Annotated in this window: 20 protein-coding genes; 10 read left to right on the forward strand and 10 right to left on the reverse strand. The window is 67.1% G+C overall.

All coding sequences use genetic code 11. From position 1 onward, the window contains the following. The first annotated feature begins 82 nt into the window (after positions 1-82). Genes pyrH through uppS form a run of 3 tightly spaced genes read left to right on the forward strand, consistent with a single transcriptional unit; the run spans position 83 to position 2,083 of the window. On the forward strand, positions 83-805 hold the full coding sequence (pyrH, locus tag C3Y92_RS03730) for a UMP kinase (RefSeq protein ID WP_006919013.1): 723 nt from the start codon (positions 83-85) through the stop codon (positions 803-805). Between the two features lies 1 nt (position 806). Then, a complete protein-coding gene (gene frr, locus C3Y92_RS03735) occupies positions 807-1,361 on the forward strand; it encodes a ribosome recycling factor (protein WP_015862423.1) in 555 nt (184 codons plus the stop codon). Positions 1,362-1,408: 47 nt separating this feature from the next. Beyond that, positions 1,409-2,083 (forward strand): polyprenyl diphosphate synthase, encoded by a 675-nt coding sequence (uppS, locus tag C3Y92_RS03740; RefSeq protein ID WP_235669605.1) that lies wholly within the window; start codon positions 1,409-1,411, stop codon positions 2,081-2,083. A gap of 264 nt (positions 2,084-2,347) precedes the next feature. On the opposite strand, the gene C3Y92_RS03745 is transcribed toward uppS, so the two are convergent. The 4 genes from C3Y92_RS03745 to C3Y92_RS03760 all read right to left on the reverse strand — a co-directional run bounded on the left by C3Y92_RS03745 (position 2,348) and on the right by C3Y92_RS03760 (position 9,069). Further along, positions 2,348-4,216, reverse strand: a complete 1,869-nt coding sequence (locus C3Y92_RS03745; RefSeq protein ID WP_235669606.1) for a methyl-accepting chemotaxis protein — start codon at positions 4,214-4,216, stop codon at positions 2,348-2,350. A 752-nt stretch (positions 4,217-4,968) separates the two neighbouring features. Continuing rightward, positions 4,969-6,348, reverse strand: a complete 1,380-nt coding sequence (locus C3Y92_RS03750) for a sensor histidine kinase (RefSeq protein ID WP_129349626.1) — start codon at positions 6,346-6,348, stop codon at positions 4,969-4,971. Beyond that, positions 6,335-7,012 carry a response regulator transcription factor gene (locus tag C3Y92_RS03755; protein ID WP_015862416.1) on the reverse strand — a complete coding sequence of 226 codons (678 nt, stop codon included), beginning with the start codon at positions 7,010-7,012 and terminating at the stop codon, positions 6,335-6,337. The genes C3Y92_RS03750 and C3Y92_RS03755 overlap by 14 nt, the downstream gene beginning before the upstream one ends. Positions 7,013-7,023: 11 nt before the next feature. Continuing rightward, positions 7,024-9,069 carry an ATP-binding protein gene (locus tag C3Y92_RS03760; protein WP_129349628.1) on the reverse strand — a complete coding sequence of 682 codons (2,046 nt, stop codon included), beginning with the start codon at positions 9,067-9,069 and terminating at the stop codon, positions 7,024-7,026. 186 nt (positions 9,070-9,255) lie between these two features. Here C3Y92_RS03760 and C3Y92_RS03765 point away from each other — a divergent pair, with 186 nt between their 5' ends. Then, a complete protein-coding gene (locus tag C3Y92_RS03765; protein WP_129349630.1) occupies positions 9,256-10,533 on the forward strand; it encodes an ABC transporter substrate-binding protein in 1,278 nt (425 codons plus the stop codon). 70 nt (positions 10,534-10,603) lie between these two features. Here the strand turns inward: C3Y92_RS03765 and C3Y92_RS03770 are convergent, their stop codons facing one another. From C3Y92_RS03770 to rnr, 4 genes are read right to left on the reverse strand one after another with little or no spacing between them, the layout of a single operon-like run. Next, positions 10,604-12,796, reverse strand: coding sequence for an ATP-binding protein (locus tag C3Y92_RS03770; protein WP_129349632.1), 2,193 nt, complete (start codon positions 12,794-12,796; stop codon positions 10,604-10,606). Further along, positions 12,796-13,671 carry a substrate-binding domain-containing protein gene (locus tag C3Y92_RS03775; protein ID WP_129349634.1) on the reverse strand — a complete coding sequence of 292 codons (876 nt, stop codon included), beginning with the start codon at positions 13,669-13,671 and terminating at the stop codon, positions 12,796-12,798. Before C3Y92_RS03775 ends, C3Y92_RS03770 begins: the two co-directional genes overlap by 1 nt. 12 nt (positions 13,672-13,683) lie before the next feature. After that, positions 13,684-14,094 carry a hypothetical protein gene (locus tag C3Y92_RS03780; protein ID WP_129349636.1) on the reverse strand — a complete coding sequence of 137 codons (411 nt, stop codon included), beginning with the start codon at positions 14,092-14,094 and terminating at the stop codon, positions 13,684-13,686. Beyond that, the gene (rnr, locus tag C3Y92_RS03785; RefSeq protein WP_129349638.1) at positions 14,091-16,307 is read right to left on the reverse strand and encodes a ribonuclease R; all 2,217 of its coding nucleotides are present in this window, start codon (positions 16,305-16,307) and stop codon (positions 14,091-14,093) included. Before rnr ends, C3Y92_RS03780 begins: the two co-directional genes overlap by 4 nt. A 125-nt stretch (positions 16,308-16,432) precedes the next feature. On the opposite strand from rnr, the gene C3Y92_RS03790 reads away from it, so the two are divergent. After that, positions 16,433-16,801, forward strand: a complete 369-nt coding sequence (locus C3Y92_RS03790) for a hypothetical protein (RefSeq protein WP_129349640.1) — start codon at positions 16,433-16,435, stop codon at positions 16,799-16,801. A gap of 4 nt (positions 16,802-16,805) precedes the next feature. On the opposite strand, the gene C3Y92_RS03795 is transcribed toward C3Y92_RS03790, so the two are convergent. Next, complete coding sequence (locus C3Y92_RS03795) at positions 16,806-17,642, reverse strand: M48 family metallopeptidase (protein WP_207214024.1); 837 nt, start codon at positions 17,640-17,642, stop codon at positions 16,806-16,808. A gap of 71 nt (positions 17,643-17,713) precedes the next feature. Between C3Y92_RS03795 and C3Y92_RS03800 the strand changes: the two genes are divergently transcribed. The 3 genes from C3Y92_RS03800 to C3Y92_RS03810 all read left to right on the forward strand — a co-directional run bounded on the left by C3Y92_RS03800 (position 17,714) and on the right by C3Y92_RS03810 (position 20,964). Next, on the forward strand, positions 17,714-19,084 hold the full coding sequence (locus C3Y92_RS03800; RefSeq protein ID WP_129349642.1) for a C40 family peptidase: 1,371 nt from the start codon (positions 17,714-17,716) through the stop codon (positions 19,082-19,084). Positions 19,085-19,104: 20 nt separating this feature from the next. Continuing rightward, a complete protein-coding gene (locus C3Y92_RS03805) occupies positions 19,105-19,542 on the forward strand; it encodes a hypothetical protein (protein WP_129349644.1) in 438 nt (145 codons plus the stop codon). 204 nt (positions 19,543-19,746) lie between these two features. After that, positions 19,747-20,964, forward strand: coding sequence for a C45 family autoproteolytic acyltransferase/hydolase (locus C3Y92_RS03810; protein WP_129349646.1), 1,218 nt, complete (start codon positions 19,747-19,749; stop codon positions 20,962-20,964). 190 nt (positions 20,965-21,154) lie between these two features. Here C3Y92_RS03810 and C3Y92_RS03815 read toward each other — a convergent pair whose 3' ends face one another. Further along, positions 21,155-22,555 (reverse strand): NAD(P)/FAD-dependent oxidoreductase, encoded by a 1,401-nt coding sequence (locus C3Y92_RS03815; RefSeq protein ID WP_129349648.1) that lies wholly within the window; start codon positions 22,553-22,555, stop codon positions 21,155-21,157. Between the two features lie 285 nt (positions 22,556-22,840). Here C3Y92_RS03815 and C3Y92_RS03820 point away from each other — a divergent pair, with 285 nt between their 5' ends. Both C3Y92_RS03820 and C3Y92_RS03825 read left to right on the forward strand, forming a co-directional pair. Continuing rightward, on the forward strand, positions 22,841-24,058 hold the full coding sequence (locus C3Y92_RS03820; protein ID WP_015862403.1) for a response regulator: 1,218 nt from the start codon (positions 22,841-22,843) through the stop codon (positions 24,056-24,058). Next, the gene (locus tag C3Y92_RS03825; protein WP_129349650.1) at positions 24,055-25,209 is read left to right on the forward strand and encodes an HD domain-containing phosphohydrolase; all 1,155 of its coding nucleotides are present in this window, start codon (positions 24,055-24,057) and stop codon (positions 25,207-25,209) included. Before C3Y92_RS03820 ends, C3Y92_RS03825 begins: the two co-directional genes overlap by 4 nt. Positions 25,210-25,245: the final 36 nt, after the last annotated feature.

The following is a 25,245-nucleotide window of genomic DNA, read 5'->3' on the forward strand; positions in this document are numbered from 1 at the left end:
CAGGCGGGGGATCGTCCGCGTCGTCGCGCTTCCGGACCTGGCCGGCCATGGACCGACACCCTTCCCCTTCAGGAGACGTCCCATGTCGAAATTGCGGTTTTCCCAGGTTTTGCTTAAGATCAGCGGCGAGGCGTTGGCTGGCGGCCGGCCGTTTGGCATCGACAACCAGACCATCACGAATTTTTGCCGGGAGATCGTGTCGGCAACCGAAAAGGGGGCCAGGATCTCCCTGGTCATCGGCGGCGGCAACATTTTTCGCGGCGTCTCGGAGCAGGCCGCGGGCATGGATCGGTCCTCGGCCGACTACATGGGGATGCTGGCCACGGTGTTAAACGCCCTGGCCGTGCAGGAGGGCCTGGAGAAGCAGGGATTGTCCACCCGCGTCATGTCGGCCATCACCATGCGCGAGGTCTGCGAGCCCTACATCCGCCGCCGCGCCCTGCACCACCTGGACAAGGGCCGGGTGGTGATCTGCGCCGCCGGCACGGGCAATCCGTATTTCACCACGGACACGGCCGCGGCGCTGCGGGCCATGGAACTCAAAAGCGAGGCCATCCTCAAGGGCACCAAGGTCGACGGCGTGTACGACAAGGACCCGGCCAAACACGCCGACGCCGTGAAATTCGACGAGTTGACCTACATGGACGTGCTGGAAAAGCGGCTGCGGGTCATGGACACCACGGCCATCAGCCTGGCCATGGACAACAACATGCCCATCGTGGTCTTTAATATGTTTACCGCTGGAAATCTGAGCCGGGTGCTGGCCGGCGAACCTGTCGGCACCGTCGTCAAAGGAGGCCAATAACATGCAGACCGTGCTCAAGGACGCTGAAGATCGGATGAAAAAGGCGCTGGCCGCCCTGGACAAGGAGTTTTCCCGTCTGCGTACCGGACGGGCCACGACTTCGCTCCTCGACGGCGTGCGCGTGGACTATTACGGCACCGCGACCCAGCTCGACCAGCTGGCCTCGGTGGCCACCCCCGACAGCCGCACCATCACCATCCAGCCCTGGGACCGCAAGGCTTTCGCCGACATCGAGAAGGCCATCCTCAAGTCGGGCCTGGGCCTGACGCCGGTCAACGACGGCAAGATCATCCGCATTTCCATTCCGCCGCTGACCGAAGACCGCCGCAAGGATCTGGTCAAGGTGGCCAAGAAGTACGTCGAGGAAGCCAAGGTGGCCATGCGCAACGTGCGTCGCGACGCCAACGAGCTGCTCAAGAAAAAGAAGAACGACAAGGCCATCAGCGAAGACGATCAGCGCAAGGGCCAGGACGACGTGCAAAAGCTCACCGACAACTACATCGTCAAAACCGATGAGGCCTTTTCCAAGAAGGAAAAGGAAATCATGGAGATCTAGCCCTGGACGTCCAGAAGCTTCCGCTGCCCCGGCATGTGGCCGTCATCATGGACGGCAACGGCCGCTGGGCCACCATGCGCGGGCTGCCGCGCAGCGAGGGACACCGGGCCGGCGTGGAGTCGGCCCGGGGCATCGTCACGCGCTGCCGGGAACTCGGCATCGGACACCTGACGCTCTATACCTTCTCCAAGGAGAACTGGGGCCGGCCGGCCGACGAGGTCAAATTCCTCTTCGACCTGCTGGTGCGTTTCCTGACCAAGGAACTGGACACGCTTTTGGCCCAGTCCATCCGCTTTAAGGTACTTGGCGAGCTGGACGAGTTGCCCCTGGCCGCGCGCACGGTGCTGTCACGGGTCATCGCCAAGACGGCCCACTGCGAGGCCATGACGCTCAATCTGGCCCTCAACTATTCCGGCCGCGAGGAGATTTTGCGGGCCTGCCGCAGGCTTTTGGCCAAGGGACTGGCTGCCGAGGCCGTCACCGAGGAAGCCCTGGCCGCCGAGCTCTACACCGTCGGCCAGCCCGACCCGGACCTCATCATCCGCACCAGCGGCGAGATGCGTTTGTCCGGCTATCTGCTGTGGCAGTCGGCCTACAGCGAATTTGCCTTCCCCGAGACGCTGTGGCCGGACTTCACCCCGGCCTGTCTTGACGCCATCCTGGCCGACTACTGCAATCGCACACGCCGTTTCGGCCTGACCGGCGAACAGATCCAATCCTAGCTTTTTCCCGAGCGACCCGGGCAGGATAACTTTGGGGCCGTTGGCGCTCCCGGCTTTGGCCGGAAGCGCCAACGGCCCCGTTTTTTTGCGGCGGCGCAAGGCGTCAACCGCGCTTGCCCCGCTCCGTTTATCCCACGCATCCGCGCCTGACCCACCCGCTAGTGGCTCCCCCGCCCGTCACAGACGGCCAGGGGGTCCGGGGGGATTAGCCCCCCGGCGGGTCACGGGCAGCGCCCGTGCGGATCCGGGCAGCGCCCTGCCCTGTTACGTCAGGGCCCGGGGGGCGGCGCGGCCTTCGCGTTCGAGTTCTTCCATGAGCGCGGCCAGCTCCTGGGTTTGGCCGGCCAGTTCGGCCACGGCCCGGGAGGCGTCGGCCAGGGTGCGGGAGCTGGCTTCGGCCGTGGCGCTGACGGCTTCCACCGAGCGGTTGATTTCCTCGCTGGTGGCGGATTGTTGTTCGGCCGCCGTGGCGATGGAGCGCACCTGGTCGGAGGCGTTTTCCACCAGGGTGACGATGCTGGAAAGCGCCTCGCCGGCGGCGGCGGCCAGGGAGGTGGCCTTTTCCACGGCTCCGGCGGCGGCGTCCACGTTGCCGACGTTGCGCCGGGCGCCGTCCTGGATGCCGCGGATGGCGTCGCCGACTTCCTTGGTGGCGGTCATGGTCTTTTCGGCGAGCTTGCGCACCTCGTCGGCCACCACGGCGAAGCCGCGTCCGGCGTCGCCGGCCCGGGCGGCCTCGATGGCGGCATTGAGCGCCAAGAGGTTGGTCTGATCGGCGATGTCGGAGATGACGTTCATGATGGCCCCGATGTCCTGAGCCTGCTTGCCCAGCGCCCCCATATCCGCCTTGAGGCTTTGGGCCTGGCGCTCCACGGCGCCGATGGCGGCCACCACTTCTTTCACCACGCCCGAGCCGTCCACGGCCTTGGAGCGGGCCGTCTCGGCGGTCTGCGAAGCGGATGAGGCGTTTCTGGCGACCTCCAGGACGGTGGCGTTCATTTCTTCCATGGCCGTGGCGGTTTCGGCCATGCGCCGGGACTGGTCTTCGGCTCCCTGGCTGGATTCGGCGATGCGGGTGGCCAACTCGGCCGAGGTGGAATCGACGACGGACACCACGCCGCCCAGGCGGGCGGCAGCGTGGGCCAGGCCTTCGGCCCGGGCTTGTTCGGCCTTGCGGGTGGCGTCCTCGGCCAGCCGGGTGGCGGCCTCGGCGGCCCGGGCCTTTTCCTCGGCTTCCTTGGTCTTGGTTTCGATGGCGGCCATGTTGTCGCGCAGGGTGGCCACCATGGCGTTGAGGGCGGCCTGCATCCGGGCGGCCTCGTCGTTGCCGACGGCGTCCAGGCGTACGGACAGGTCGCCGGCGGCGCACTGCATGGCGGCCTGGGTGGTCTGGCGGATGGGGCCGGTGACGGAGGCCATGATGACGAGGCACAGGCCGATGAGGATGGCCAGCCCCAGACCACAGGCCACGGCGATGGCGGTCAGGGCGTCGCGGATGCGGGCGGCGTTGTCGGCCTTGATGGCGGCCTTGGTGCGCTCGACGTTGTCGATGTACACGCCCGTGCCGAGCCAGAGGTCGGTGCCGGGGATGGCGACGGCGTAGGCGAGCTTGGGCTGGTCGCCGGCCCCGGGCTTGGGGAAGACGTATTCCACAAAGCCGCCGGCGGCGGCCGCCTTGGCGAGTTCGCGAACAAAATACACGTTGTTTTTGTCTTTCAGGTCGCCCAGATCCTTGCCCTGGTTCTGTTTGGCCGGGGGCAGGGCGATGTTGACCGTGCCTTGGTAGACGAAGAAGTAGCCGGATTTGTCGTCCTCGAAGCGGAAGGCATCGACCATGTTGCGGATGATGTCGTAGCGCTTATCCTTATCCGGCACATCCTTGATGATTGCGGCAATGGCCTGGGCCATGCCGTTGGACGCAACGGCCAGCTTTTGCCGTTCGCCTTGCAGCATGATGGCCTGGGCGGCGGAGACAGTGTGGTCTTCAAGACGCTGCAGCTCGCGGGAGAACGTGAGAATCATGCCGGCCGTGAACAGGGCGAACAGCGCCAGCAGCAGGACAAAGCGCCAGGAGAGGGAGAAACGGCGCAAGACGCCAAACGCGCCGCCGGAACCGGAAGGTTGTACAGCCACGAAAGGCCTCCGCACGCGGGATGTCGCAGGTTGGAGAAGGGTAAATCTGGCTGGAACACTACGGGAAAGGCCAGGACATGGCAACGCGCGGCCGGGAACAAGAGATCCTGGCATTTCTAAAAAGGCGGCCCCCGCCGGGGAAGCGGGGGCCTTTCAAGGAGGGAGGAGAGCATGTACGGTCACGCCGTTTGCCGGTTGCCTGCCGGGGCGGCGTTGACGTCCGGGCCTGAGGGGTGGCCTGGGCCGTCAAGACGAAGATAAGACCGGAGCATGAAAACGGCATGGAGGGGAGATGAATTCGGCGACGGGTTGGACAAAAGGAAACCCCCGCCGGGGAGCGGGGGTTTCGCTGTCGAGGAGGGGGAGAACAGGCTTCCGGCTGCGGGAGGGGACCGCCCCGGGGGCCGTGTGTTTGGCGGCAAGTGCAGGGGCCGGAGGGGGTGGCCGTCTGCCGTTGATGAGAGAGATAATCCCCGCCCATGAAACGGCCATGGCTGCTCCATGAATTCCAGCTTAGAATTCGTTTTTCGCCCCGCCCCAAAAAGGAAGCCCCCGCCGGGGAGCGGGGGCTTCGTTCAAGGAGGGGGAGAGCGTCCTTGGGACCGCCTGAGGATGGGAGGGGCCATCCGGTATGGCGAAACAAGGCTGAGGGTTTTGTCTTGGGTGTCTCGTCCGGGCGTTTCCGCCTCGTTCGATGGCTACTGTATAGGAGGGGGACGTGAAGTGGGAATGGCCGCAGGATGAACGATAATTTAACTTTTGGTCCGCCCGGCCGGGAAGGCCAGGGTGACGCGCAGGCCGGGGCTGTTGTCGCCCAGGCGCAGCTCGGCCTGATGCAGGCCGGCGGCGGCGGCGACCAGGGACAGGCCCAGGCCGCTGCCCGGGGTGTTGCGGCTCGATTCCAGGCGGGTGAAGCGCTCCAGGACGAATTCGCGGTGTTCGGGGGGGATGCCCGGGCCGGTGTCGGCCACGGTGAGTTCCGGGCCGGCCGGGCCGGTCGTGAGCGACAGGGTCACCCGGCCGCCGTCCGGGGTATATTTGACGGCGTTGTCCAGGAGGTTGGCCAGGGCCTGGGAGAGCAGGTGGCGGTTGCCGGGCACGGTTACCTGGGGGGTGAGGTCCACTTCCAGGAGCAGGCCGGCCTCTTCGGCCACGGGTTCGTAGAGTTCGGCGGCGTCGGCGGCCAGGCTCGTCAGGTCGATGTCGGTGAAATCCTGGCGGCGGGCCCCGGATTCGGCCTGGGCGATGGTCAAAAGCGCGTTGAAGGTCTGCAGCAGTCCGTCGATCTCGGTGATGGCCCGTTCCAGGGCCTGGCGGCAGGTCTCGGGTTCCAGGGGGCGGGTTAGGGTGATCTCCAGCCCCGAGCGGATGCGGTTTAAGGGGCCGCGCAGGTCGTGGGCGATGTTGTTGGAGACTTGCTTGACGCCGTCCATGAGGCGGCCGATCTGGTCGAGCATGGCGTTTAAGTTCTCGGCCAGGCGGTCGAATTCGTCGCCGGCCCCCCGGGTGGGGATGCGGCGGGTCAGGTCGCCGTTCATGATCTCCCGGCTGGCCTTGGTGATGACGTCGATGCGCTTGAGCATCCAGCGGCTGGTCAACACGCCGCCGGCTCCGCCGAGAACGACGGTGAGGAGCATCCCCCAGATGAGCGCGTCGACGATGAGCCGCTCGACCTTGACCCGCTCGGACACGTCGCGGCCGACCACCAGATGGAAGTTGCCGGGCAGCAGGAAGTAGCGCATGCGCACCCGGCGCGGTTCGAAGTTCTCGGTGTCCTCCAGGGTGGCGTCGAACCAGCCCGAGCCGGTGTCCTTGAACTTGGGCCAGTCGGGCAGGTTGCCGGCCAGGGGATTGAACTTCCAGTCGGTGAGGAGATAGACGCTCGATCCGGCCTTGTCCTTGGCCACGCGGGACTTGATGACGCGGATAAGCCCGGTCAGCCCGAGCTGGCTGTACTGTTCGGCCAGCCCCTGGATCTCGGCGTTGATGGTCTCGTCGGTCTGGCGTTCCATGAAGCCGGCCGTGGACGAATAGATGAACCACAACAGCACCAGCACCGACAGGCCGAAGGCGGCCATGTGCAGGATGGACAGGCGCAGGGTGGAGGAACGCAGGATCTTAGTGGCTATCACGCAGGCTGTACCCGGCGCCGCGGATGGTGGAGAGAAGCGGCTTGTCGTGGCCCTTGTCGATTTTCTGGCGCAGCCGGCTCACATGGACGTCGATGACGTTGGTCTGGGGATCGAAGGAATAGTCCCAGACGTTTTCCAGCAGCATGGTGCGGGTGACCACATGGCCGGCGTGGCGCATGAGGTATTCCAGCAGGGCGAATTCCTTGGGCTTGAGTTCGATGGGCCGGCCGGCCCGGCGCACGGTGCGGCCGACCAGATCCATTTCCAGATCGGCCACCTTGAGCATGGTGTCCGGGGCATCGGAGCGGCCCCGGCGCAGCAGGGCCTCCAGCCGGGCCAGGAGTTCGGCAAAGGCGTAGGGCTTGACCAGATAGTCGTCGCCGCCGGCTTTGAGGCCCTTGACCCGGTCGTCCACGTCGCCCAGGGCCGAGAGGATGAGCACCGGGGCGGCGTTGCCGGCCGAGCGCATGGTCTTGACGATGGTCAGACCGTCGACGCCGGGGAGCATCCGGTCGACCACGCAGGCGTCGTAGGTTTCGGCGGCCACGCGGTAGAGGGCCTCGCGGCCGTCGGCCACATGGTCCACCACATAGCCTGATTCCTTGAGTCCCTTGACCAGATAGGCGGCGGCGTCCAGGTCGTCTTCCACGATGAGTACGCGCATGCTGTTTTCCTTTACCCCGTTGGGGGGTCCGGGGGGATCATCCCCCCGGCCGCCGGAGGCATCTTTTCATTCTTGCCGCGCCTGGCGGCGACGCGGGCCAAAGCGGCGTCGAGTTCGTGCATGTCGATGGGTTTGGCCACGTAGTCGTCGAAACCGGCTTGGAGCATCCGTTCGCGGTAGCCTTTGACGGCATGGGCGGTGAGCGCCACGGCCGGGGTGGCGGCGGCCGGTCCGAAGCGGGCCGGGTCGCGCAGCAGGGCCAGGGTGTCGGGACCGTCGAGTTCAGGCATTTCCACGTCCAGGAGCACGCAGTCGAAGGGGGTTTGGGCCAGGACGGCCAGGGCCTGGCGGCCGTTGTCCACGGCGGTGACCATGTGCCCCCGGCGTTCCAGGAGCCGCTTGGCCACGATCTGATTGATGTTGTTGTCCTCGACCAACAGCAGGCGAAGGGGGGTGACCGGTCCGCCTGGCCTGGCCGTGGCCGGGGGCGAAGGGGCGGCCTGGAGCGGGGCCTCGGGCAGGTCGAAGCCGGCGGTGAAGGAAAAGGTGCTTCCCCGGCCGGGGTCGGAAGCGACCCAGATGCGGCCGCCCATGAGGGTCACGAGGCTTTTGCTGATGGACAGCCCCAGGCCCGTGCCGCCGGCCCCCCGGTTGAGGCTGGCGTCGAGCTGGGTGAAATACTCGAAGATGCGGGCCTGCTTGTCGGTCGGGATGCCGATGCCGTCGTCGGAGACGTCGAAACGCAGGGACAGCGCGCCGGGCTTGCGGGGAGCGTCCGGGTCGAGGCCCACGGCCACGCGCACGAAGCCGTTTTTGGTGAATTTGAGGCCGTTGGACACGAGATTGGCCACGATCTGGGCCAGGCGGCCGGGATCGCCTAGCAGCTCGCCCGGCACGTCCGGGGCGATGTCCAGGGACAAGCGGTTGCCGCTGCGCGCGGCCGGGGCCTCAAAAAGGCGCAGGCACACGCCAAGGGCCTGGCCCAGGGAGAACCGGGAGCGGGCAAGCTCCATGCGCCCGGCCTCGATGCGGGAGAAATCGAGGATGTCGTTGATGATTTCCAGCAGATGCACGGCGGACTGGCGGGCCAGGTCGAGGTAGTCGCGCTGCTCGGGGGTGAGTTCGGTGGCCATGGCCAGTTCGATCATGCCCATGATGCCGTTCATGGGGGTGCGGATCTCATGGCTCATGGTGGCCAAAAACTGCGACTTGGCGCGGTTGGCGGCCTCGGCGGCCTCCATGGCCCGGGTGAGGCGCTGCCGGGTGCGCATGAGCTCGGTGACGTCGATCATGGCCTCGATGATGGACGGCGAGCCGGGCAGGCGGCGGGCGGTCTTGTACATGACGCGCTGGCCGGCCAGGGTGTTGACGAGGCATTCGCGCTCGCGCACCAGGCCGGACTCGTCGGCCAGGACCGGGCAGGTTTCCTTGTTGCACAGCGAATTCTTGCAGGACAGGCCCGTGGCGTCCTTGCCGAACAGCCGTTCGGCGGCGGGATTTTGGTATTCGAGGCGGCGGTCACCGTCGTCGCCCAGGCGCACCTTGACGATGGGGATGGGGGCGCTGTCCAGGACCATTTCCAGGTCGCGGCGGGCCAGCACGCTTTCGGTGACGTCCAGGACCAGAGCCTGGATGGCGACGACCCGGCCGGCGGCGTCGCGGCGTAGCTGGATGCGGTCGGTGACGTGGCGCACACGGCCGTCGGGGGGGCGCTGGCGGTAGTCCAGGGCAAAGGCGTCGCGCCCTGCGTCGGCCGCCTCAAGCAGGGCCGCCTCGACCCGGTCCCGGTCATCGGGATGGATGAGATCCCAGGGCGAGCGTCGGCCCGAGAGCAACTCCTCGCGGGAAAAGCCGAACCGGTCGATGTTGGAGGACACGTAGGCGACCGGCCCGGGCCGGCCGTCCTTGACGGCGTAGCGGATCAGGTAGGCCGGGCTGGCTTCCAGGATGAGCCGGGCCATGTCGGCGTCGGAAAGGTCTTCCCCGTCCGGGGCCGGGGCCGCGTCGGCCGGGCGTGGCGGTACGGGGGCAAGGTCGTCGTCGGCAGGGTCGATCATAAACGGCACCCATGGTGGACGGCGACCGAAGGGTTGCGGCGTCCGCGTCCAGCGTTGGTATATGCCAAGGCGGGAGCCTTGGAAAGAGGCACTGGGCGCGGTTTCTTTTTGGTCGCTTTGCGGGTATGTCCCGGTTCGTATATGCTGCACACGTCGCCCGGCACGGACCGGGCCCAAGGAGCCGATATGGACCGTCGTGAAGCGGGGTTGTGGAAGACGATGCGAAGCCTGGGACTGGCCGTCGCGGCGGCGTTTTGGCTGACGGCCGCCCTGGTTCCGGCGGCCCTGGCCCAGAAGGCCGGGCCGTTGACCTTTGGCGTGCTGCTGCCGATTACCGGCCCCCTGGCCGAATTCGGCAAGACGTCCAAGGTCGCCCTGGAGTTGGCCCAGGCCGACATCAACGCCTATCTGGCCGCTTCGGGCCAGGGCGGGACAGCGACGTTTCTGATCGAGAACACCGGCGGCAGCCCGGAGCAGGCGCTGGAAAAGCTCAAGTCCCTGGCCGGGCGCGGGGTGCGGGCGGTCCTTGGCCCCTATTCCGACGACGAGGCCGAGGCCTGCCTGGAATTCGCCGACAAAAACAACATCGTGCTCATAAGCCAGGGCAGCTCCGGCCCGTTTCTCTCCAAAAAAGGCGACAACCTGTTTCGCCTTTCGCCCTCGGACACCTATCAGGCCGAGGCGGTCACCGGGCTGATGCGCCAGGAAGGCGTGACGGCGGTGGTTCCCTTGTGGCGGGCCGACCGGTTTGGCGACGACATGGTGGTGCACGTCAAGGCGCGCTTCAAGCAGCTTGGCGGCGCGGCCCTGCCCGGATCGCGCTATGCGGCCGACCGCAAGGATTTCGCGCCCATCCTCGACGATCTGGCCAAGCAGCTGGCCCAGGCCCAGCGGACCGGCGCGTCGGCCAAGGCGGCCATCTATTTCGCCGGCGGCGAGGAGCTCGTGCCCATCCTCAAGGCGGCGGCCAAGCGGCCGGAGCTGGTCAGCGTGGGCTGGTACGGCTCCAGCGCCACGGCCATGCTCGACGCCATCGCCAAGGACCCGGAGAGCGCGGCGGCGGCCATGAAGGTGCGTTTGGCCAGTCCCCGCTACGGCGAGGGCGGAGCCAACGTCTACGGACTCATCGAACGGCGCATCCAGGAAAAGACCGACACCTTCCCCGACGCCGAGAGCGTGGCCGCGTACGACGCGGCCTGGGCGGCTTTTTTCACGGCCCAGGCCGTGGGCGGCACGTCGGATTTCGCCCGGTTCAAGCAGGGGCTGGTCCAGACCTGCGAGCGCATGTACGGGGCCACCGGCTGGCTGGCCCTCAATGAGCACGGCGACCGGCGCGAGGACTGGGATTTCGATTTTTGGGTGTTGCGCACGGAAAACGGCAAGCCGTTCTGGGAAAAAGCGGCCCGTTACCAGTTCGAACCGGGCACGGCCAAGGAGCTGTTCCTGAGTTCGGGCAAGAAGTAGCCGGCTCCCTGCTCATGAAATGCGACGGCCCGCCCCGGGAGAACCGGGACGGGCCGTTTTGCGTGGCGGGCTATTCATCCAGCTCCAGCGGCACGGTCAGGTAGACGTCGGTGCCCTGGCCGGGGCGGCTGTCCATGCAGATGCCGCCGCCCATGAGGCCGACCAGCCGGCGGGCGATGGCCAGCCCCAGTCCCAGGCCGCCGAAACGGCGCGAGGCCGAGGCATCCTCCTGGGTAAACGGTTCGAAAATATACTCCAGCTTGGCGTCGGTCACGCCCATGCCCGTGTCCGAGACCATGGCCAAAAGCCCCCAACGCTCGCCGTCCGGCCCGGACGTCAGCCGGCCGCCCAAAAACAGCCGGGCCTCGCCGCCCATGGTGAAGCGCACGGCATTGCTCATGAGATTGGCCAGGGCCTGGGTGAGGCGCGCCGCGTCGCCGATAAGCGTCGCCGGCAGGTCGGGCGAGATGTCGACCGCCAGGGTGACGCCCTTGGCCTTGGCCACGTCGGTGAACCGCCCGGCCACCTCCATGGCGACCAGCCCCGGAGAAAACGGCTGGCGGCGCAGCACCACCCGGTTGGCTTCCAGGCTGGCGTAGTCGAGCATGGCGGCGATGACCTCAAGCATGGTCTGGCCGGACTTGACGGCCTGGACCAGCCCAGCCTGGGTCGGGGCGGGCAGTTCGCAGCCCTGGGCGTGTTCGAGCATCCCGAGCATGATGTTCAGCGGGGTCCGCAGCTCGTGGGACAGCACGGCTAAAAATTCGGTCTTGGCCCGGCTGACGGCCTCGGCGGCCTTGCGGGCCCGGGTCAGATCATCGGCCCGCTTGCGCTCGGTGACGTCCATGGCCAGGCAGACCACGCCTTCCTCGCCGGCCTCCTGGCCGCGCAAGAGCGCCAGGGACACCAGCACCGAAAGCGTGCGGCCGTCCTTGCCGCACAGGGTTTTTTCCAGGCCCGTCATGCCGCCGGAGGCCAGCAGCTCCGTCACCGGGGCCGTGGTCAGGAAGGTGCCCAAGGGGTCGCCAGGGGGGAAAAGACTGGTGGCCGGCCGGCCGACGAGTTCCTCCGGGGCGTAGCCGAGCATGTCGCTGCCGGCCCGGTTGCACAGGCGCACGCGGCCTTCCCGGTCAATGACCCACAGGGCCTCGTTGACGTGGGACAGGATGCGTTCCAGGGACTGCTTGGCCTGGGCCAGGCCTTCCCGGGAAGCGATCAACCCCTCGGCCATGGCGTTAAAGGCTACAGCCAGTTCTCGGGTTTCGGCCGGGCCGGCCACCGGGGCGCGCACCGACAGGTTGCCGTGGGCAATGGCCCGCGCGGCCTGCCCCAGCCGGGCCAGGGGCCGGGTCAGGCCGCGCGTCCACCAATACGAGGCCAGAAAGGCCAGGAACGCCGACGCGGCCGCCACGGCGGCGGTCCACAGGCCCAGTTCGGTCGTCGTTTCGTCCACTATCCGGTGCAGGGGTGCGGCCACCACCACCGACAGTCCATGCAGCCCCACCGAGGCCGTGCCGAGGATGTTCGGCTGCCCGGCGAAGTCGCCGGTTGCGGCCCGCTCCCCGCCCAGAACCAGCAGCTTGGCCACGGTCTCGGGCAGGGGTGTCCGGCTCAGTGCGCCGTCCTCGCCATCGGACGGCAGAAGCAGGCCGCCGTCGTGGGCCAGTCCGGCCACGCCGCCATGTTCCAGGTGCAAGGATCGGAGCGGGGCGGTGAGTTCGGACAGGGGAAGCGTGACCAGGAAGACGCCAAGGGGAACGCCAAACGCATCAAGGCGGGCTTGGGCAAGGGCCAGCCAGGCATCCCGGCCGTCGGCGGACAGTCGCAGGGCCGTGACTACCGTGCCGGGAGCGGCCATGGCGTCGGCCGCCAGGGCCGTGTCGCCGGCCGGCGACAGCGCGTCGGTAAAGCCCGTGCGGGTGGCGGCATATTCCTGTACGCCGTGGGCATTGATGAAGGCGATGGTGGCAAAGGCAAAACGGTGCTGGCCGAAAAGCGCCTGCAGGATGTGATAATCGCGCACGGCGGCGAAGCGGTCAAGCTCGCGGGCTCCGGCCAGCAAGCGCAGCCGGTTTTCCCCCTGGGTGATGGCCAAGGCCGTTTCCCGGGCCAGTCCGGCGGCCACAAGGCGCATCTTTTCTTGTTCTTCCCGTTCCAAAATCGACGTGGCCAGATGAAACATGCCGCCACCAAGGAACAAGGTCAAAAGCGCCACCAGGGCCAACTGGCCCATGAGCACCTGTGTCTTGATGGAGCGGATCATCAGGGCGCGGCGGGCTTGACGGGGCTGGGCAGGCAGCCCAGGCGGGCCATGAGGGACAGGGCGTCGGGGCCGGACAGGAATTGGAGAAACCGGGCAGCGGCCGGGGACAGCGGCGGTTTGTAGGCCAGGCCAAAGGGGATGACGAGTCGGTAGCTGCCCCGGCCGACGTTTTCCAGGGTCGGGGCGACGCCGTCCAGGGCCAAGGGCACGAGGTTGGTGGCGGTCATGGCCGCCAGGGAAAAATAGCCGATGGCTCCGGGATGTCCGGCCACCAGGGCCACGGCCTCGGGTGTGGTGTAGGCCACGGCCTGGTCGCGGCAGCCGTTGGCCTCGAAACCGGGGATGGCGGCATTTATCAGTTCCCGGGAGGTTTCCGGGGTTTCGCGGCAGACCCGGGCCACGGGCAAGTCCGGGCCGCCCAGTGCCGACCAGTTCTTGACGTGGCCGGCAAAGATCGCCTGGGCCTGGGCGTTCGTGACGTCCTTGACGCCGGTCACCGAGGGATGGACGGCGAAGACCACGGGGGGGGCGGCGAAAACGATTTGGGTGAGGCCCGCCGCGATTTCGTCGTCACGCAGCGGCCGGGCCGTGCGGGCCAGTTCGGCCTTGCCGCCGATAACCAGCCGCAGGCCGGCGGTGGTGCCCACGGAGTCGGGAACCTCCACCGTGATGTCGGGATTGTCGCGCCTGAAGCGCTCGGCCAAAAGACGCAGCAGGTCCTGGCTGTCGCCCGTGCCCGGGATGGTCAGGACGGTCTCTCCGGCGGCCCCGGCCATCGGCGGGCATAGCCCGGCAAGCCCGCTAAGGCCGGCCAACGTGGGCAGCACGGCCAGGAACAAGAAACGCGCCAAGCGCGAAAACGGGGCGCAAACCATGGCTCCTCCGGGTCAGGCCGGCCTGGATCCTTTGTCCAAGGCGGCGTACAGGATCGCCAGCAGCCCCCACAGGGCGGCTGTGGCGGCCAGGGTAAACACGGCCAGGCGCACCCGCGTCGACGTCAGGCCGGCTAGGGCTTCTCGGTGTCGGGCCGCCACGGCCGAGAGATCGAACCGGGGGCCGAGGCGGGCCGCGAAATCCACGGCCAGGCGCTCGTAGGCCCGGTCCCAGTCGCCGCCGGCGGCGGCGGGATCGGGCAGAAACGTCTTGTCGGCGGCGTTGACGGTCAATATCGCCAGCCGGTAGCGCTGTTCGGACAGCTTCTCCGGGGTCGGCCAGTCGGCCCGGGCCGTGGCCAGGGCCACGACGAACCAGCCGGCCCCGGCCAGCAGGAACAGGCGCTTGCGGACAGCCGGACTCAACGCCGCCTCCGCCGTCCCTTGCGCTTGACCGAAGGCACGGCCAGGGGCGCTTCGCCGCCTTCAATGAGCGTCAGATCCACGGCCAGCCGGCCGAGGTCCACGCCGGAGAGTTCCACCGACACCGGCTGGCCCAGGCGGAAGCGCCGGCCGGTGCGTTCGCCCAGCAGTTCGTGGCGCTCGGCGTTGTGCTGGTAGTAGTCGTCGGACAGGCTCGACAGGCGCACCATGCCCTCGGCCATGACTTCCTTGAGTTCCACCCAAAAGCCGAAGTCGGCGATGGAGCCGATGACGCCGGTGAATTCCCGGCCCACCTTGTCGGCCAGAAAGAGCACCGTCACGCGCTTTAAGATCTCGCGCTCGGCCTCCATGGCCACCCGCTCGCGGCGGCTGATGTGCTCGGCCACCTTGGGCAGTTTGGAGGCGAGCTTGGCCGGCGCGCCCTTGCCCGAGGCCACGGCCTTGAGCGACCTATGGACGACCAGATCGGCGTAGCGGCGAATGGGTGAAGTGAAGTGGCAGTAGCAGGTGGAGGCCAGGCCGAAGTGGCCGTCGTTTTTGGGCGAATAGGAAGCCTGCATCATGGTGCGCAGGGCCAGTCGGCTGACCAGGAAATCGACGTCGGAGCCCGAGGCGTCGCGCAGCACGGCCGACAGGTCGCCGGCGCCGGGCTTGACCGGCAGCTTGGTGGCCATGTCGGTGGTGGCCAGGAGCTTGAACAGCGCTTCCAGCTTGGCCGGGTCCGGTTCGGGGTGGACGCGGTAGAGCACAGGCGCTTCGCGTTCGGTGAGGTAGCGGGCCACGGCCTCGTTGGCCGCGACCATGAATTCCTCGACGAGCTGGTGGCCGAAGTGGTGGGCCTTGGGCCGGATGTCCTCGGCCTCGCCCTGGAGATTGAACAGGATTTCCGGTTCGGGCAGGTCGAAATCGAGGTTGCCCCGGGCGGCGCGCACCTCGTGGATGGCCCGGGCCAGGACCTCGGCCGTCTCCAGCAGCGGCAGGATCTTGCCGAGGTTTTTACGCTCGTCCTCGTCGCCCAGAAACAGCGCCCGGTTGACCTGGGAATAGGTGAGCCGGGCCTTGCTTTCGATGACGGCCGGATAGAAGTCGGTGCGCCCGGGCACGCCCTTGGCCGTGAAATCGATCTCGGCCACCACGGCCAGGCGCGGCACGTGGGGATTTAAGCTGCACAGCCCGTTGGAGATGCGCTCGGGCAGCATGGGTTCCACGGACTGGGGGAAGTAGTACGAGTTGCCGCGCTCCAGGGCTTCCTTGTCCAGGGCCGAGCCCTCGGGCACGTAGTGGGAGACGTCGGCGATGGCCACGAACAGCGTGAAGGCCCGGCCGCGCTTTTTGACGTACACGGCGTCGTCGAAGTCCCGGGCCTTGGCTCCGTCGATGGTGACGAACGGCAGGGCGCGCAGATCCTTGCGCCCCGCGAAGTCGGCCTCGCCGGGCTGTTCGGGCAGGGCCTCGGCCTCGCGCAGCACCTTGGGCGGGAAGGGGCCGGGGATGTCGTGGTTGAGCTTGACCAGCCGTTCCTGCACGGACACGTCGCCCTGGGCCCCGAGCAGCTCCAGGCCACGGCCGGAGTAGAGCTTGTATTCGAGCTTTTCGCCGATGTGCACCTGCATGACGTCGTCGGCCATGGGGTCACGGCCGCCGTCTTTCGGCAGGAAGTCCACCATGAAGCTCATGGTGTGGCGGGGGTCGGTGGGGCGGCACAGGTACAGGTCCGAGGCCATGCGCTTGACCACCCGGCAGGGCAGGGTGACCACGCCGTGTTCGATGACGCGGGCGATGCGGCCTTCGTGGTTCTTGTCCTTGCGTTCCCGGGTGACGGCGGCCACGACCCGGTCGCCGTGCCAGGCGTCGCCCAGGTCCTTGGGGTGGATGAAGATGTCCTTGCGCCGTTTGTCCTCGGGCAGGACGTAACCCACGCCCGAACGGCTGATTTCCAGGGTTCCGGTCACCAGGTGCATGCTTTCGACGAGGCCGAAACCCCGGCGGACGCGTATGATCTTGCCGGCCTCGAGCAGTTCGTCGAGGGCGGCGAGGACATCGTGCATCTTGGCGCGCGGCGCGCCGAGCTGGCGCAGCAAATCCTTTTCGCCAAGGGGCTTGCCGCTTTCGCGGAAAACCCGGGCCACGGCGGCGGCGTCGATGCCTGTGCCCGGCGCTTTTTTGGCGTCTTTTTTCTTTCTCTTGGTCGTCATGGTTCCTCCGGCATTGCGCGCTCCCCATGCTGTATATCCCCATGGCCCGGGGCACAAGCATGGCGGGGCGTTGCCGGCGTTTTTCGGTCATGCTAGCAGAAGCCAGGACGAACCAAGGAGGCGTCATGGTCCCTTTTGCCTGCCGGTTGTTGGGCGAGATTCGCTATCCCGAGGACTATTCCTTCGAGCGGGTGGCGGCCATTGAAACGGAAATCGGGGCGGTTTTGGAAGATGCGCTGGCTTCTTTGGGCGTGGCGCGGGTGGAAGTCGCGCCGGGTCCGGAGTCGCTGACCTTTGAAGTGGCCTGCGACGCCTGCTCTTCCGAAGAAGGCGCGGCGGTGTGCGAGGCGATCTTGCCCTTGGTCGATGACGGCCCCCTTGGCCGGGTGGTGGTGATGCGGTCGGCTGACGAGCCGATTACGGTCTACTACTTTTGCGGCGAAAATCTGGACGAGGTGTCGGTGGAGCGGCCGACCTGCTCGGTGGCCGAATGAGCCGTCAGTCGGTCGCCCCCAGCCAGCCCGGCAGATAGTGTCGCGCCGAGGCCAGCTTGGCGTCAAGGACCCGGCAGCCCGGGACATGCTCCTCGACAAGGGCCCAGAACCGGGCCGAGTGGTTGAGCTCCCTGGTGTGGCACAGCTCGTGGACCAGCACCAGCCGGCACAACTCCCACGGCAGAAACGCCAGCGTAAAATTGAGGCTGATGCGGCCCCGGGCCGTGCAGCTGCCCCAGCGGGTGCGCTGGGCGCGGATGGTCGCGCCGGCGAAGGGCAGGCCCGTCTCCTGGCTGACCCGGGCCAGGGCGTCCTTTAAGAGCATCCCGCCCCGGTCGCGGCAAAACATGGTCAGTACGCCGGCCACGGCGCCCATGTCGTCCACCGCTCCGGTGACCAGCAGCGATTCCGGCCCGCGCACCGTCAACAGACAGCCGTCGCGGGCGCGCGCGGCATAGGCCACGTCCCACTGCCGGTCAAAGGCCGTGAGCACGATCCTCTCCGGCCGCAGGGCGGCCGCTCCCGGCTGCGGGGGCGTCCCCTCGGCGGCCAGCCGGTCCCAGGCGGCGGCGATCCAGGCGCTTCTGGCCCCGACCGCCTCGGCCAGACGCGAGGGCGGCAGCCCGACCGGCATGGTGATGACCAGCCCCTGGCCGGGGATCAGGCGCAGCACCACGTTTTTGGCCCGGGCGTTTTCCCGCACCGCCACCGGCATGGGGCGCGGCAGCCGGGCGGCGGCCAGGGCGGCCGCGCCGGCCGCGTCAAAGGGCGGGCGGCGTCTGGCCGGGCAGGCCCGAACCGGCCCGGAATGCGGCTTGGGGGTTGTGTTCGCGCGCGTCAACGTCTACCCTCCTGCGGGCCGCATAGTCGGCCGCACGGCCGGCCGTCAAGGGTTGGCCCAAGGAGCTTTTAATGCCTGTCACGCGCCTGCGCCTTGCCGCGTATGCCTTGTTGTTGGCTTTGCTGCTTGCCTTTGGCTGCGCCCCGAAAACGCCCGTCGCGCCGCCCGTCGCGCCGGCCGTGGTCAAGGGCCAGGGCGAGGTCGAGGACCTGCGCGTCCTGCCCCAGGACTTAAACGCCTACCTCGGCCCCGACGCCGACAAGCCGCTTTTCTCCCAGGAACAGACCGCCTTGCGCATGGAAGGCTTTCTCCAGGAATGGACCAAGCCCTGGTACCTGACCAAGCCCAGCCCCCAGCGCAAGGATGTGGAAAAGATCTTCCGCGCTTATGAAAAGCATCCCGGCTTCGGCCCCCGGGGCGCGCGCCACGAACCGGGTTCGGCCGGGGCGCTCCTGGCCGCCGCCGGCCTGGGCAACTTCCCCAACAACGTGCGCAAGGCCATCACGGTCAAAAACACCAACCAGCGCGGGATGCCGACCAACGAGCCGCGCTTTCTCGACCCAAGCAAGCCCGGCGAAGGCTATCCCTTCGACTATCTGCAACATACCTCCCTGCCGCCGGGAACGCCCCTTTACGTCATCCACGCCAGCCGCGACGGCTCCTGGGTCTATACCGAATCGGCCCTGACCCACGGCTGGATGCCGGCGGCGGACATGGCCTACGTGGACGACGCCGTCATGCGGGCCTTTACCACGCCGCGTCTGGCCGCCGTCATTCGCGACAACGTCATGGTCGCCGAGATCGGCCAGGGCGTGGACATCGGCGCGGTCTTTCCCCTGGCCGGGCCTCCCGGGTCCGGGGGCGTCACGGTGCTCGTGCCGGTGCGCGGCGCGTCGGGCCTGGCCGAGCTCAAACAGGTTCGCCTGCCGGCCGGTACGGCCGTGCCCATGCCCATGGTCATGACCCCGCGCAACGTGGCCAGCGTCGGCAACCAGATGATGCGCCAGCCCTACGGCTGGGGCGGCCTGGACGACCGGCGCGACTGTTCGGCCCTCACCCACGACCTGTTTACGCCCTTTGGCATCTACCTGCCCCGCAACTCGGCCAGCCAGGCCGCTTATGGCGGTTCGGTGCCCCTTGGCGACCTGCCCGGCGACCAGAAAGAGGCGGCCATCATCCACCAGGGCATTCCGTTTGCCACCCTGGCCTACATGCCCGGCCACATCCTGGTCTATGTCGGCCAGTACAAGGGCCATCCGGTGATGTTCCACAACATGTGGGGTTTTCGGACTTTTGGCGAGAACGGCCGCGACGGCCGGCTGGTGGTGGGCCGGGCGGTGGTGACCACGCTGCGGGCCGGCGAGGAAGTGCCGGCCGTGGGGCCCAGCCATATTCTGCTCAACAAGGTGCGCTCCCTTTCCATCCTGAGCCGCCCCTACTGATAGCGCCCGCGGAGGACGTGATGGGTAATCTATTCGCCTGGATAAGCCTGTGTTTCTGCGGCGGCGTGTTCGGCGCGCTGGCCAACAGCGTGCTGGTGTGGATGGCCGGGGCTTACGGCTGGACAGCGGCCATGGGGGTGGCCATCGCCCCGGAGTGGACCTTGCCGTGGCTGTATCAGCGCCTTGTCTGGGGCGGGCTGTGGGGGCTGGTCTTTGCGCCGCGCTTCATGCCCAATTCCTGCTTGTGGCGCGGGCTTCTGGTGAGCATTGGGCCGACCTTGGCCCAGTTGCTGATCGTGTTCCCCAACCAGCTCGGCAAGGGCTACTGGGGGCTGGAGCTTGGCAACCTGACGCCGCTTGTGGTGGTGGTCGCCAACGCGGTCTGGGGATGGGCGGCGGCCGCCTGGATCATGGGCGGCGACGACAACCGGCACGGCTACGGCCGGCGGCTGCGGTAGTGACGCGCTCGTTCATGAAGGCGAGGGATCTTTCGAAGAACAAGTACTGGTTTTGCGTTGTTGTTCGCGAAACGCCACATGTTTCTTTCGTGGTCGCGACAGCAGGACGGCGGATATGGGGCCGCCGCGCTTGAAGAGGTTTGACATCAGCGTCGGCGCGCAGCATATTCTCCCGAGAACCCCACGCGGCTTACGGAGGATGTCATGGCTGGCAGTTCTTCAGGCGTCACTATCGAGCGTATTGATGACCTCTATTACAAAACGACGTTGGATTTCACCACGCAGTCGCATTTTGCGGTCGGACAGGCCTACGCGCAAGCCATCGTCGATATTTTTCCTGCCTACGGTGCCGTAGTCGACAACTTCCTGTACCTTTCGGCCGTTTCCTCGCCGACGCATCCGGAGTTGCCGGAACTCGTCGCCAAGGCGTACGACCTCGCCGTCGGGATGCCCTCATCGTATAAAGACGAACTGGCCGGCATGATGACGGTCTTTTCCTCTCCCGTGGACCGTCTTGGCGACGGTGTCTTGTCCGCCAATGAACTGCTGGTTTTCCAAGTCGTGCATGACGTCGTGGACCCGGGCAGTTGTTCCGCCGGAGCGGTGTTTGCCGGGGCTTCCGCCACGGGGGCGACCATCGTCGGGCGCAACTTCGACTGGTACGACATGCCAGGCGTCTCGTCGCTGCACAATGTCCAGCTTTACGTCAACGGCGACGAGGCCAACGACATCGTGGGCATAGGCCTGCTCGGACAGCTCTTCCCAGCGTCGGTTTTCAGCGAGAAGCACCTCTCGGGCGCGCTGCTCGACAGCGACATGCACCGCGACTACTTCACGACGCAAGGGGCCACATCCTACCCGGCCGATTTTCGCTACGCTTTTGAACAGCAGGACACCCTGGAAGGCGTGAGCCAGTATCTGCTCAGTCAAACCAACACCCATTCCTACATCGGCTTTTTGGCCGACGTGGAGACGGCGGTGGTGCTGGAAAACGATTTGGAACATCCGGCGTCGCGGGGGCTGCGCACGGCCGAATCGCCGCTGCGCGAAGGGGCCGTCTGGGAGGTGTCCGGGGCCGTGGCGGCGGTGAACTCGTTTTTGTTGCCCGGCACGACGGACAACTTTACGGATGATCCGGCGAATCAACGGCGTTTTGCAAGCTATCGGACGCTTTTTGAGGCGGAATTCGCCGAAAATGGCCTGCTTGACATGCAGGATATACAAAACATCGTGTCCTATGCCGGGACCGACGGCATCGCCAAGAATTCCGGCGCGATCTACCGTGCGACCAACGACTATCCCACCTATCAGTCGTACATCCTCGACATGGGTTCGTTACGGCTTGTCGCCAATTTCGGCCCGACCGACGGCAACCCGCCGCAGCCGGCATACGTTCAGGTCTTCGCCGCGAGTCCGTTCTAACGAAGGTCATTTGGGCTTTCCAACCGCCACAGATCCAATACACGCCCACCCCCCCTTTAAACCACTCTCCATTTGGGGGGTCCGGGGGCCTCAGGCCCCCGGCCGCCGGAGCATTCCTCCTGCTGTAAATACCATGCTAAGATAGTGTTGAATTATTAACACATAACTGACGTTATGTGTTAATATGGCCTCACCTCGCCCTATCCCGAATAATAGCCTTGGCCGGGATCAGGCCGGTGGCCGCCGCCGACACGATGTTGCCGGCCACGCCCGGCCCGTCGCCGGCCACGTACATGCCGCCGATGGCCGTTTCCAGGTCCTTGGTGGTGTCGATCTGGGTGGCGAAGAACTTGATCTCCGGCGCGTAGAGCAAGGTCTCGTCGTTGGCCACGCCCGGGGCCACGGCGTTTAACTGCTCCAGGCCGTCCACGATGTTGGCCACGATGCGCTCGGGCAGGGCCATGGCGATGTCGCCGCAGGTGACCGAGGTCAGGGTCGGCTCGACGCTGCCCCGGCGGATACGGCTCCAGGTGCTTCTGCGGCCGCGCTTGAGGTCGCCGAAACGCTGGAGGATGGGGTTGCCGCCGCCGATCATGGTGGCCAGCCGGCCGATGGCCTCGCCGTATGCCTGGTTGTCCGAGACCGGGTCGTTTAAGACGACCTTGGAGAGAAAGGCGAAGTTGGAGCTGTCCGACTTGGCGTCCATGTAGGCGTGGCCGTTGACGCACACGAAGTCCTGGTAGTTCTCCAGGGCCACGAAACCGCCCTGGTTGGTGCAAAAGGTCCGGGTCTGGTCGTCGTATTTGCGGGTGCGCACGAAAAAGGTCGGATCGTAGATCACGTCGGTGATGTCGGACAGGATTTCGCTGTGCACCTCCACCCGCACCCCGACCTCAATGCCGCGCTGGCTGTAGGGCAGGCCGTGGCGGCGGGCGAGCTGGCCCATCCACTCCGCCCCCACCCGGCCCGGAGCCAGGATGGCGGCCGGAGCCGTGTAGGTCGCCTTGTCCGTGACCACGCCGGCCAGCCGGCCGCCTTCCACCACGATGTCGCGCACGGTCTCGCCGGTGGCGATGACGACGCCCTTTTCCTCCAGCCCCTTGGCCATGGCCCCGATGTGGGCCGGCAGATGGTCGCTGCCCAGATGCTTCTGGCGAATGAGCAGCAGCTCGATGCCGAGCTTGCGGGCTTCCTTGCGGATGGCCTTGGCCCGGTCCATGTCCGTGGGATAGACTTGGCCGTCCATGCCCAGGCTCGTGAACACGGCCTCGGTCTCCTCAATCAGCGCATTGGCCGCCGACAGGGGCATGAACTGGGTCAGGTCGGTCTTGCCGAGCTTGGGGATGAAATTGAGCTTGCCGTCGGAAAAAAGCCCGGCCCCGCCGATGCCCGAGAGGATGTTGCAGGGCTTGCATTTGACGCAGTCGGCCCGGCCCTTGAGGGGGCAGCGGCGCTTGGCCGGGGCCTTGCCTTTTTCCAGCAGCAGCACGGACAGGTTGGAGTGGTTGCACAGGTAATGGGCCGCGAAAAGCCCGGCCGGGCCGCCGCCGACCACAATGACGTCGAATTCGGTGCGCGTGGACTGGGACACGGGAAACCTCCGCAAAAAACCCCGCGCGCGGCGGGGGATGGTACGGACATACAGGGGAGCGGGGCGTCTTGGCAAGGCGTGGGAGGGGCGGCCAGGCCCGGCGCGTTGTCCGGCGGACACGGCCAGCCGGCTCCCGACGGTCCGACAGGAAGGGCAGGTTCGTGGTGGCGGGATGTGCTCGCGGTTCTTTTGCTTTGCACCGCAATGGTGTAGGCTTGTGACAGGCGTGAAGTCGGCGCGGGAAGTCGCGCGCCCGAAACCGGAGGGCGGCGGCGGGGAGGTCACATGACCCGGCAGCGAATACTGTTCGTCGACGATGATCCGCAACTGCTCGGCGGCTTGCGGCGGATGCTGTGGGATCGGCGCGAGGTTTGGGACATGCGTTTCGCCGAGGGCGGGGCGGCGGCCCTGGCCATGCTGGAGGCGGCCCCGGCCGATCTGGTCGTGTCCGATGTGCGGATGCCGGGCATGGACGGGCCGGAACTCCTGGAGCAGGTGCGGCTTCGCTGGCCGGCCACGGTGCGCATGATCCTGTCGGGCCACTCGGACCGGGATTTCGTGGTGCGCGCCATCAAGCCCGCCCACCAGTTTTTGTCCAAGCCTTGCACGCCCCAGGAACTGCGGGCGGCCATCGAACGGGTGCTGGGGCTTCGCGACATTTTCACCGACAAGCGCCTGTGCGAGGCCGTGGCCCGCCTCGACGCCCTGCCGGTGCTGCCGGCGGCTTTCGCCGAACTGACCGAGGAACTGCGCTCGCCCAATGCCTCGCCGCGCAGCCTTGGCGACATCCTCGACCGCGACGCCGGACTGGCCGCCGGGCTGCTCAAGCTCGTCAACTCCTCCTTTTTCGGCCTGGCCCGGCGGGTCTCCTCCACCGAGCAGGCCGTCACGCTGCTTGGCCTGGACACGGTGCGGGCGCTGGTCCTGTCCCATGGCCTTTTTTCCCGGTTCGACGCCGGGCGCTATCCCGGGTTCACCTTGTCGGGGCTGTGGAACCACAGCCTGGGCACGGCCCGGCTGGCCCAGGGCATCGCCCGCCAGGAAGGCGCGCCCAAAAACATGCTCGACGCCTGTTTCATGGCCGGGCTGGTCCATGATGTGGGCAAGCTCATCCTGGCCGAGCTGTTCGAGCCGGAATACCTCCGGGCGCTTTCCCTGTCCCGGGAGCGCAATATGCCCATTTTCGATGCGGAAATGGAAGTCTTCGGGGTGTCTCATGCCGGCGTCGGCGCGTATTTGCTGGGGCTTTGGGGGTTCGAGGAGCGGGTGGTCCTGGGCGTGGCCCGCCATCATCAACCCGAGGCGGCCGGACCGGACGCCTCGCTGGCCGTGGCCGCCGTCCACGCCGCCAACGCCCTGGAGCACGAACTGGTGGTCATAAACAGCCACTATGCTCCTCATGTCGTGAGCGAAGAGGCCCTGGCCGCCCTGGGCTTTGACGGGCGGCTCCAGGCCTGGCGCGAGGCCGGCCTTGATCTCTTGAGCCAAGGAGCGCAGCCTTGAACAAGCGGGTGCTTTTCATCGACGACGACGAACGCATCCTGGCCGGTTTCCGGCGCAACCTCCACAGCCATTTCGAGGTGGACGTCGCCGTGGGCCCCGAGGCAGGGCTTGCCAAGGTGCGCGACAATCCGCCCTATGCCGTGGTGGTGTCCGACCTGCGGATGCCGGGCATGGACGGCATCGCCGTGCTGGCCAAGGTGCGCGAGCTGCGGCCCGACACCGTGCGCGTGATGCTGACCGGTTTCGCTGAACTGGAGGCGGCCATCGCGGCCGTCAACGAGGGCAACATCTTCCGGTTTCTGACCAAGCCCTGCGAGACCGGCTATCTCATCGGCGCGCTGACCGCCGCCGTGGAGCAATACCGCCTGGTCATGGCCGAGCGGGAGCTGCTCGAAGGCACGCTTCGCGGCAGCCTCAAGATGCTCTCGGAAGTGCTGTCGCTGTTGCGGCCGGAGGTCTACGGCCGGGCGGCCCGCATCGCGCCCTACGTGCGGCCCCTGGCCAAGCTGTGTGGCGATCCCGCCCCCTGGCAGACGGAAGTGGCGGCCATGCTGTGCCTGATGGGCTACATCGTCCTGCCCGAGGGGGTGGTCTCCAAGGTGGAGCGGGGCCGGCAGCTCTCGGCCGACGACGCCGCCGTCTACCGTCAGCACGCCGAGGTGGCGGCCAAGCTCGTGGCCAACATCCCCCGCATGGGGCATGTGGCCAAGTCCATCGCCTATCAGGAAAAAAATTTTGACGGCACGGGCTTTCCCGAGGGCGGCCCGACGGGCAAGGAGCTGCCGCTGGGGGCGCGCATCCTGCGGGTGTTGCTCGACTTCGACCGCCTGACCGGGGCCGGGCTGGCCAAGGCAGAGGCCTACAAATCCCTCAAGCAGACAACCGGCCTGTACGATCCCGACGTGCTGGCCGCCCTGGGCGAGGTGCTTGGTGAGGAAGGCCGCTACGTCATCGTCAAGATGGCCATCAAGAACCTGCGCGAGGGCATGGTGCTGGCCGAGGACATTTTCGTGACCCGGGGCGGCCAGGTGATGAAGGTGCTGCCCAAGGGCTACGAACTCTCCGACGTGGCCCTGGCCCACATCACCAAACTCGCCCGCTACGACAGCATCACCGATCCGGTGAAAGTCATCGTGCCTTCGGACGTCTGACGGCCAGGCATGGCGGCCGGTTCCATCTTTCGTGGA

This window comes from Solidesulfovibrio carbinolicus, from assembly GCF_004135975.1.
Taxonomy (GTDB): domain Bacteria; phylum Desulfobacterota; class Desulfovibrionia; order Desulfovibrionales; family Desulfovibrionaceae; genus Solidesulfovibrio; species Solidesulfovibrio carbinolicus.

Excerpts from the sequence above, each read along its gene's own strand:
- pyrH (WP_006919013.1), top strand. The coding sequence starts at position 83 with ATGTCGAAATTGCGGTTTTCCCAGGTTTTGCTTAAGATCAGCGGCGAG.
- frr (WP_015862423.1), top strand. The coding sequence starts at position 807 with ATGCAGACCGTGCTCAAGGACGCTGAAGATCGGATGAAAAAGGCGCTG.
- uppS (WP_235669605.1), top strand. The coding sequence starts at position 1,409 with ATGGACGGCAACGGCCGCTGGGCCACCATGCGCGGGCTGCCGCGCAGC.
- C3Y92_RS03755 (WP_015862416.1), bottom strand. The coding sequence starts at position 7,012 with ATGCGCGTACTCATCGTGGAAGACGACCTGGACGCCGCCGCCTATCTG.
- C3Y92_RS03760 (WP_129349628.1), bottom strand. The coding sequence starts at position 9,069 with ATGATCGACCCTGCCGACGACGACCTTGCCCCCGTACCGCCACGCCCG.
- C3Y92_RS03765 (WP_129349630.1), top strand. The coding sequence starts at position 9,256 with ATGGACCGTCGTGAAGCGGGGTTGTGGAAGACGATGCGAAGCCTGGGA.
- C3Y92_RS03770 (WP_129349632.1), bottom strand. The coding sequence starts at position 12,796 with ATGATCCGCTCCATCAAGACACAGGTGCTCATGGGCCAGTTGGCCCTG.
- C3Y92_RS03775 (WP_129349634.1), bottom strand. The coding sequence starts at position 13,671 with ATGGTTTGCGCCCCGTTTTCGCGCTTGGCGCGTTTCTTGTTCCTGGCC.
- rnr (WP_129349638.1), bottom strand. The coding sequence starts at position 16,307 with ATGACGACCAAGAGAAAGAAAAAAGACGCCAAAAAAGCGCCGGGCACA.
- C3Y92_RS03790 (WP_129349640.1), top strand. The coding sequence starts at position 16,433 with ATGGTCCCTTTTGCCTGCCGGTTGTTGGGCGAGATTCGCTATCCCGAG.
- C3Y92_RS03800 (WP_129349642.1), top strand. The coding sequence starts at position 17,714 with ATGCCTGTCACGCGCCTGCGCCTTGCCGCGTATGCCTTGTTGTTGGCT.
- C3Y92_RS03805 (WP_129349644.1), top strand. The coding sequence starts at position 19,105 with ATGGGTAATCTATTCGCCTGGATAAGCCTGTGTTTCTGCGGCGGCGTG.
- C3Y92_RS03810 (WP_129349646.1), top strand. The coding sequence starts at position 19,747 with ATGGCTGGCAGTTCTTCAGGCGTCACTATCGAGCGTATTGATGACCTC.
- C3Y92_RS03820 (WP_015862403.1), top strand. The coding sequence starts at position 22,841 with ATGACCCGGCAGCGAATACTGTTCGTCGACGATGATCCGCAACTGCTC.